We start from the raw sequence: 8,347 nt of genomic DNA on the forward strand, positions 1-8,347 counted from the left end.
CGTTTATTCTGCCCGAATCGGCAAGCCGCCACGTCGGATCGTGTCGGCGTACCACAACGCGCTCGACTTGGGCGTCCTGGCCTGCGTCTCGTAGTCCACGTAGACCAGTCCGAAACGCTTGCCGTACCCCCAGGCCCATTCGAAGTTGTCCATCAGCGACCACGCGAAGTACCCCTGGAGCGGAAGGCCCGCCTCGATGGCCTGGTGGCAGACCCGCAGGTGCGCCTCGATGTAGGCCGCCCGCTCGGGGTCGTGGACGGAGCCGTTCTCCACCACGTCGTCGAACGCGGCGCCGTTCTCCGAGATGACCATCGGGATGCCCGGGTACTCCTCATGCAGGCGCATGAGGATCTCCAGCAGCCCGGCGTCGTCGATCTCCCAGCCCATGCCGGTCACCGGCCGCCCGCCGTTGACGAAGCCGACGTGCTCGCTGCCCACCCACGGCGAACCCGAGCCGGTGGGGGCGGCCGCGGCCGACACCGGCCCGCCGGGGGTGCCCGACACCGTGAAACGGCTGTAGTAGTTGATCAGCAGCATGTCCAGGGGCGCGGCGATGGTCGCCATGTCGCCGTCCTCGACGAAACCGCCGGCGAGGGCGCCCACGTCGGCCAGCACGTCCTCCGGGTAGGCGCCCCTGAGCAGCGCGTCGAGGAAGAACCGGTTCTGCAGGCCGTCGATGCGCCGGGCCGCGTCCCGATCGGCCTCGCTGCCGGTGGCGGGGGAGATCGCGTACAAGTTGACGCACCCACCGATCAGCGACGCGGGGTTCTGCGCCCGCATCGCCCGGGCGGCCAGGCCGTGCGCGAGGTTCAGGTGGTGCGCGGCGCGCAGGGCCGCCGCCGGCTCCCGCCGCCCGGGAGCGTGCTCGCCCGAGGCGTACCCGAGGAAGGCCGCGCACCAGGGCTCGTTGACCGTGCTCCAGTTGGTCACCCGGTCGCTCAGCTCGGCGTGCACCGCCGCCGCGTAGTCGGCGAAGCGCTTCGACGTGTCACGTGCGGGCCACCCGCCCGCGTCCTCGAGCGCCTGAGGGAGATCCCAGTGGTAGAGCGTGACCCACGGGTCGATCCCGTGGCCGAGCAGCTCGTCCACGAGCCGCTTGTAGAAGTCGAGCCCCTTGACGTTGACCGGCCCCGTGCCGTCCGGCTGGATCCGCGGCCACGAGACGGAGAAGCGGTAGGCCGTCAGGCCGAGCCCGGCCATCAGGGCGACGTCGTCCCGGTAGCGGTTGTAGTGGTCGATCGCGACGTCGGCGTTCTCGCCGCCCACGATGCGTCCCGGCCGGCGGCAGAAGGTGTCCCAGATGGAGGTGCCGCGCGTGGCGGCCGAACCTTCGATCTGGTAGGCCGAGGTGGCCGCCCCCCAGACGAATCCGGTCGGGAACGTCAGGCCGGGCGTCTCGGTTTCGGGTCGTGTGCCTTGCGTCACGCTTTGACTGCACCTTCCATGAGTCCGCCGATGATCTGTCGGCCGAACGCGATGAAAACGACGATGAGGGGGACGACGGACAACGCGGTCCCACTGAAGATCAAAACGTAGTCCGTGCCGTACTTCGCGTTAAGGGAGTTGATGGCGACCTGGACCGTCGGGTTGTCCGGGGTCAGCACGATCAGCGGCCACAGGAAGTCGTTCCACGTCAGCATGAACGTGTTGATGCCGAGTACCGCCATGCCCGGCCGTACGGCGGGGAGGATGACGTTCCACCAGATCCGCAGCGTAGACGCGCCGTCGACCCGGGCCGCCTCGACCAGTTCGTTCGGCACGGCCTGCTCGGTGTACTGCGTCATGAGGAACACGCCGAAACCGTTGAACAGGTAGGGAAGGATCACCGCCTTGAGCGTGCCGATCCATTCGAGGCCGACCATCATCCGGTAGAGCGGCACGAGGCCCATCTGCTGCAGCGGGACCATCATCGTCACCAGGACGAGCAGCAACAGGACGCGGCTGCCCTTGAAGCGCAGGCGTGCGAAAGCGAACCCGGCGAACGTGGAGATCAGCACGACCGAGACCGTCACCGTCGAGGCGATGATGATCGAGTTGGTCAGTCCGGCCAGATAGTGGGCGTCCTCGTTGGAGAGCACGCGCTGGATGTTCTGCCCGAGGTTGCCGCCCGGCAGGAACGGCGGCGGGATGTCGGTGGCCTCACGGTTGGAGCGCGAGGCGATGACGATCATCCAGTACAACGGGAAGGCCGAGACGATGAGCGTGACGGTCAGCACGATCTTGGTGACCGGCGTCGCCTTCCAGAGGTCGGCGCGGCGGGCCGCCTTCGTGCGGCGGGCCCGGGCGTCGGCGGGTGCGGACAGCGTGGTCACTTGTTGCCCCCGATCCGGCGGATAAGCAGGAAGTTGATGAGCGACCCGATCAGGATCATCAAGAAGAGCAGCCATGCGGCACCGGCCGCGTAGCCGTAGTCGAACTCGCGGAAACCCTGCTCGACGATGAACATCGAGACGGTCTGGAACTGGCTGTTGCTGCCGCCGTGGACGTTGCCGCCGTAGAAGGTGGTGGGCTCGGCGAACAACGTCAATCCGCCGATGGTCGAGTTCAGCACCACGAAGATCATGGTGGGGCGGAGCATCGGGATGGTGATCTGCCAGAACTGCCGGCGGCGTGAGGCGCCGTCGATGGCCGCGGCCTCGTAGAGGTCCTTCGGGATGGTCTGCATCGCGGCCAGGAAGATGATCGCGTTGTAGCCGGTCCACCGCCAGTCGATCATCGTGGAGATCGCCAGCCAGGACGGCAGTCGCTCGGCCTTCCAGTCGATCGGGTCGACGCCCACCGATCCGAGGATCCAGTTGACGAGTCCCCAGTCGCGTCCGTAGAGCTGGGTGAACACCACGGCGACCGCGACGACCGAGGTGACCAGGGGCAGCAGCACCCCCAGACGGACGAACAACCGGCCCCTGATCCGCTTGTTCAGCGCGTTGGCGAGCAGCAGCGCCAGCAGGATCTGCGGGACGGTCGCGATCGCGAACATCCCGAGCGTGTTGACGACCGCGTTCCAGAACGCCGAGTCGGTGAGCAGCGCGGTGTAGTTCCCCAACCCGGTCCAGGTCACGGTGCCCGCGAGGTCGTAGTCGTAGAGCGAATACCAGAGGGTGAACGCGAGGGGGAAGATCCCGAAGAGGAGGAACAGCAGGTAGTAGGGGGAGATGAGGAGGTACGGCGCGGCCTTCAGGTCGAGCCAGGACAAGAGTGTCCGGCCCGGCCCCCGCCGTGCGTTCCTCCGGGGCGGCGGGACCGGCGCCCGTCGGGGCGTTCCCGCGTCGACGTGCAGGCTCATTGATTACCTTTCAGCGGTAGTGGCAGCCGACCGGCCCGCCACGGGGTGCCGCCGTGGCGGGCCGGGTGCTCACGGGGCGAGGATCAGCCCGCCGCCTTCACCGCGTCGTCCACCAACTTCTGCCAGGCCTGCGCGTACGGCACGGAGCCGTCGTCCAGCGCCGAGATGACCGACTCGACCGCGTTCTTGACCTGCGCGTGCTTGACGCCGAGGTAGACCGGCTGGAGCGTGGCCGCCGACTTGGCGAAGATGTCGCCGACCGGGGCGTTGTTGAAGTACTCGTTCGTGGCCGACTGGACGGCCGGGTCCTGCTGCGCCTGGACGTTGCTCGGCATGTTCCCGCTGTAGGTGAACACGCTGACCTCGGCCTCCTTGCCCGTCAGGTAGTCCAGCACCTGTGCGGCCTCCTTCGGGTGCTTCGACTGCTTGGGCACGGCCAGCCACGAGCCGCCCCAGTTGCCGCCGCCGCCCGGCACCGCCGCGACGTCCCACTTGCCCTTGAACTCAGGACCTGCGGCGTCGTCGCCGCTGACCGCGCCGAGCATCCACGACGGGCAGCCGAGCGTCGCGAACTGCGACTTCTTCATGCCGGTCTTCCACTCGTCGGTGAAGTTGCGCAGCTTGGCCGTGAGGCCGGCCTGGCTGATCTTGACCGAGAAGTCGTACGCGGTCTTGACGGCCGGGTTCTTGTCGACGATGAGGGTGTTGCTCTTGTCGAAGTAGGACACGCCCCCGTTCTTGGCGGCCTCCTGCACCAGGACCACGTTGTAGAGCGTGTTGGTGCCGTCGACGAACTTGGTGTCCTTCACCTTCGACTGGAACTCCTGGCCGACCTTGATGAAGTCGTCCCAGGTCGGCCACAGCTTGCCGACCTCGTCGCGGTCGGCCGGCAGGCCCGCCTTCTCGAACAGGTCACGCCGGTAACACAGGCTCATGCCGCCGAGGTCGGTGCCCAGGCCGAACAGCTTGCCGTCGGTGGCGATCCCGCCGTCCCACTTCCATGGGGCGAAGTCGGCCTGGCGGTTCTTCAGGCCCAGGTCGCCGAGGTCGGCCCACCACTCCGGGTGCGCCTTGGCCAGACCCATGCCGCCCTCGTCGATGCCGACGACGTCACCCGCCCCCGAGCCGGACTGGAGCCACTGGATCATCTGCGGCCAGTAGACCTGCTCGAACTGGTCGGTGAGGTGGTCTTCCTGGATCTTGATGTCGGTGTGGGAGGCGTTCCACTTGTCGATCGCCTCCTTGTAGCCGAAGTTCTTGCCGCCGCCGAACGTCTGGACCTTGATCGTGACCGGCCCGGCGGACGAGGACCCGCCTGCGGACGACCCGCCGTCGTCGCCCGAGCTGCAGGCCGCGGTGACGCCGAGGGCGAGGGCCGTCGCCGCGGCGGCCGCGAGCATCCTGCCGCGGCGCGAGTTGTAAATCATTCCGGACCCCTCTCAGGTGGTATCCCGAATCTCGTGGGAGGTGCATCCCGTCGCCGGTCCCCGACTCAGCAGTATTGGGAGCGCTCCCACGAAGAGTCCTCTATGGGCAACACAGGCGTCAATATGCCGAAACCTAACTGTTACTCCGGGCGCGTTTATTGGGGCGAACAGGGTGAATATGGGATATTTCGGGTTTGGGAGCGCTCCCAACTCATTCGGTACAAAACCCCCACCAGCCACCCGAACTTGGCGGTGATCACGCAGGCTCGTGGTGGTGATCACGCGGGCTCGTGGTGTGATCACGCGGGCTTGTGGTGGTGATCATGCAGAAGTTCGGCCCCGTACGGCCTGGCCTGCCCAACCCCCTCCCCGTGATCATGCAGAAGTTCGTGGACTGCCGTGCTCACCTGCGGCGACGTATTTCGTGATCATGCAGAAGCTCGGGAGGCCGGCGCCCGGCCTGCGGGAACGCCTGTCGTGATCATGCACACCGGACGACTCTGCATGATCGCGAGCGGCGTTACGCATGGTCGGCGGCGGGGCGTCGAAGATCTGCATGATCACGATGGGCATTCGTGCTGGTCGGACGCCAACTGGTCGAACTTCTGCATGATCACGGTGAGGGTTTGTGCTGCTCAAGGTGGCAACGGCCGAACTTCTGCATGATCACGGCCAGAGGGGGGCGCGAAAAAGCGGCCACCGCGGGTGATGGGCGGTGGCCGCTGAAAGATGGCGGGCGTCGAAAGCCCGCTGATCAGGCCGTGGGAGGCCGGGCCACAGGTGGGGCTCTGGCCAGGTTCGGCGTCGACTTGCCGGCGGAGTCGGCCAGGCGACAGCTCGCGCCCGTGCACTGGTGCAGCGCGGCCAGGCGTTCCGACAACGTGTTGATCAGCACGGGATCGGCGATCGCCGCGATGTTGTGCATCTCGTCCGGGTCGGCGTACAGGTCGTAGAGCTGGCGCTCTCCCGTGGCGTACTCGACGTAGGCGTATTGCTGGGTGCGCAGCGCGTTGTAGGTGGGCGGGCAGAGCGGTGAGTAGGCCGCGTGCTCGAACTCCACCAGCACCGCGTCCCGCCACGGCACCTGCCGCCCCTGGAGCAGCGGCACGAGGGAGCGGCCCTCGACGAACGGCGGGGTGGTGCCGCCGCCGAGCTCGGCGAAGGTCGGTGCGAGGTCCACCGTCGAGGACATCTGCTTGATCGTGCTGCCCGGGGCGATGCCGGGGCCCCGGACCGCCATGGGGATGCGGATGTCCTCGTCGAACGGGGTCGTCTTGCCGGGCTCGAGCCGGTGCTGCCCGAGGTGGAAGCCGTTGTCGGAGGCGAAGAAGATGTAGGTGTTGTCCAGTTGCCCCGACTGCTGGAGCGAGGCGACGAGCGAGCCGACCATGTCGTCGACGCCGAGCATCGCCCTGAGCCTGTTCCGGTGGATCCGGTCCATGGCCCGTACGTCGGCGGACGTCAGCGGGGGCCGTTCCCTGAGCCACAGCGGCTCGGCCGACAGGTCCTGCTGGTCGAACGACAGGGTCCGCGGCGCGAGCTCGTCGGTGAAGGCGTCGTCGTGACGCGGTGCGTGGTTGGAGGGCAGGTGAGGCGCCACCGGCGCGAGATACAGGAAGAACGGCTTGTCGCCGCCCTCGCCGACGAACGCGTTCGCCTTGGAGCTGAGCACGTCCTCCAGGTAGTCCTCGGAGGTGTTGCCGTATTGGAAGACCATGCCGTTCTCGTTGAGCGCGTACCCGTATTCCTGGTAGAGGCGCGTGACCGGAACGGCCCACTGATCCCAGCCCGGCGGGATGTGCGACCAGGGCGCACCCTGCGGGTACTGGTTGAGGTACTTGCCCATCAGGCCGGTCCGGTAGCCCGCGTCGTGCATCCAGGTGCCGAGTGTCGAGTCCTCCATCGGGCGGAAAACCGGAAATCCCCCGGTCGGGAACCGGTTGCTGACGACGCCGTGGCTGTGCACGTACTGCGACCGCAGGATGGACGACCGTGACGGACAACACCACGGATTGGTCACGAAAAAGTTCGAGAAGGACGCCCCCTGCCGGAACAACAGGTTCGAGATGTTGGGGAATTTCTGGATATCGGCTGTGTTCAGGTCGTCCGTCAGGATGAAGATGATGTTCGGCCGCTTGGATGGCGCCTGATCTCCGTACGCGGTGCTGGAGAACGCGGTGCACAGAAGGAGCGCGCCGGCCAGCCAGGGCCACCATCCTCTGGTTCTCTTTGGTAGGGGCACGGCGTAGAGCATTGCCAATGACTCACCAGGAAAAACGCACGGCCTGTAATCGAATGTGTACACTTAGTACGCATAACTGGACAAACAGCAACATATCCGGCCTTTCGTATATATCAGGATCTGTCGGGCGATTCCCATCGGGCCTGGCCCGGTGGCGTACGAAGATCATTTCCGTGTTCGTTCACCGCATGTTGCTGCTGCCGTAGACTTTTGTGGGTACTCTGGACCGGTCGTGAATGGGTCATTACGGGGCGTGGATATCAAAGGTCGGCGCCACGCCGACGAGCATGGGTCGGCGATCGCCTGGGTGGAGTCCCCACTCCAGCTGCTGTGCGTCATCGAAGCGCATCACGCCGGGCTCCTCGGAGCGGTCACCCGGGTGGTTCCCCGGGCTGGGCTCCCTGCGCTCAGGCTCACCCGGCGCGCACTCAGCAGCCTCGACCTTCCCGCGGGCTTGACGTTCGAAGAGCCGGCCGGTCGCATGCCGAAACCCGGTCGGACATGGGCGGTGGGAGACGCGTTCTCCGGCCGCGTCCAGTTCGCCCTCGTCACCGCCAACCCCGGACGCACCGTCCTGGTCGACGACGGCCTGGCCACCATCCACCTGCTCGAGTTACTCAGCCAACGCCGCCCGCTGCTGCGCGCCCGCGTCAAAGCCGGAATCGGCCGCGCCGTCCTCGGCGCCACCGCAGGCTTCCGCCTCCGCGGCAACAGACTCACCGTCTTCACCGCCCTGCCTGTCCCCGACGACCTCGCCCACGCCGTACGGAACACCGGGACCAGGCTCGTGCGACACGACTTCGCCTGGCTCAGGTCCCAGCCCTGCGAACAGCCCCCGTCCGAGCGGACCGTCGTGCTCGGCACCTCCCTCGTCCGCAACGGGCTCATCCACCGCGACTACTACCTCGACTGGCTCCAGAGCATCGGCGAGCCGCTGGGCTACTACCCTCACCGGCGTGAGGACCCGCGCGACCTCGAGCGCATCGCCGGGATCCCCGGTGTCAACGTCCACGAGGCCGGCGTGCCCGTCGAGATCACCCTGCGGGACCTGCAGCCCCACCAGCAGGTGCTGAGCCTTCCGTCGACCGCCGTGACCTCGCTGCGCGTGCTGCTGTCGGCTCGGGGCGTCTCCGTGGAGACGGTGAAGGTCCCCGACGACTGGTGGACGGACGCGGCGCCTCCCGACCTGCGGACACACCTGCAGCTGTTCGCGCACGACGACGCCGGCGACCCGGCCGTCCACGACGACGCCCCGGGATCGGCTCTGGACCCCGGCAGTGTTGACCCGGGGGCCACCCCCGAGAGTGTTGACCCGGGGGCGACCCCGGACCCCGGCAGTGTTGACCCGGGGGCGACCCCGGACCCCGGCAGTGTTGACCCGGGGGCGACCCCGGA

General features: G+C 67.4%; 6 protein-coding genes. 1 reads left to right on the forward strand and 5 read right to left on the reverse strand.

All coding sequences use genetic code 11. The annotated features are described in order from the left end of the window. Positions 1 to 3 precede the first annotated feature (3 nt). The 5 genes from Pth03_RS27655 to Pth03_RS27675 all read right to left on the reverse strand — a co-directional run bounded on the left by Pth03_RS27655 (position 4) and on the right by Pth03_RS27675 (position 6,964). The gene (locus tag Pth03_RS27655) at positions 4 to 1,425 is read right to left on the reverse strand and encodes a GH1 family beta-glucosidase (protein ID WP_203947330.1); all 1,422 of its coding nucleotides are present in this window, start codon (positions 1,423 to 1,425) and stop codon (positions 4 to 6) included. Then, complete coding sequence (locus Pth03_RS27660) at positions 1,422 to 2,303, reverse strand: carbohydrate ABC transporter permease (protein WP_373318603.1); 882 nt, start codon at positions 2,301 to 2,303, stop codon at positions 1,422 to 1,424. Before Pth03_RS27660 ends, Pth03_RS27655 begins: the two co-directional genes overlap by 4 nt. Before the next feature lie 5 nt (positions 2,304 to 2,308). Next, the gene (locus Pth03_RS27665; protein ID WP_203947332.1) at positions 2,309 to 3,283 is read right to left on the reverse strand and encodes a carbohydrate ABC transporter permease; all 975 of its coding nucleotides are present in this window, start codon (positions 3,281 to 3,283) and stop codon (positions 2,309 to 2,311) included. 83 nt (positions 3,284 to 3,366) lie between these two features. Beyond that, entirely contained in the window at positions 3,367 to 4,710 is a 1,344-nt protein-coding gene (locus Pth03_RS27670) for an ABC transporter substrate-binding protein (RefSeq protein WP_203947333.1), read from the reverse strand. Between the two features lie 754 nt (positions 4,711 to 5,464). After that, positions 5,465 to 6,964: a sulfatase family protein gene (locus Pth03_RS27675; RefSeq protein WP_203947339.1), complete on the reverse strand. Its 1,500-nt coding sequence runs from the start codon at positions 6,962 to 6,964 to the stop codon at positions 5,465 to 5,467. A 241-nt stretch (positions 6,965 to 7,205) separates the two neighbouring features. Here Pth03_RS27675 and Pth03_RS27680 point away from each other — a divergent pair. After that, positions 7,206 to 8,347, forward strand: a 1,142-nt coding sequence (locus Pth03_RS27680; RefSeq protein ID WP_203947334.1) for a hypothetical protein, incomplete at its 3' end; no start/stop codon positions are given.

Source organism: Planotetraspora thailandica (assembly GCF_016863335.1).
Taxonomy (GTDB): domain Bacteria; phylum Actinomycetota; class Actinomycetes; order Streptosporangiales; family Streptosporangiaceae; genus Planotetraspora; species Planotetraspora thailandica.

What these genes read in the sequence shown, in the direction of transcription:
- Pth03_RS27665 (WP_203947332.1), bottom strand. Translation starts at nt 3,283, where the DNA reads ATGAGCCTGCACGTCGACGCGGGAACGCCCCGACGGGCGCCGGTCCCG.
- Pth03_RS27670 (WP_203947333.1), bottom strand. Translation starts at nt 4,710, where the DNA reads ATGATTTACAACTCGCGCCGCGGCAGGATGCTCGCGGCCGCCGCGGCG.
- Pth03_RS27675 (WP_203947339.1), bottom strand. Translation starts at nt 6,964, where the DNA reads ATGCTCTACGCCGTGCCCCTACCAAAGAGAACCAGAGGATGGTGGCCC.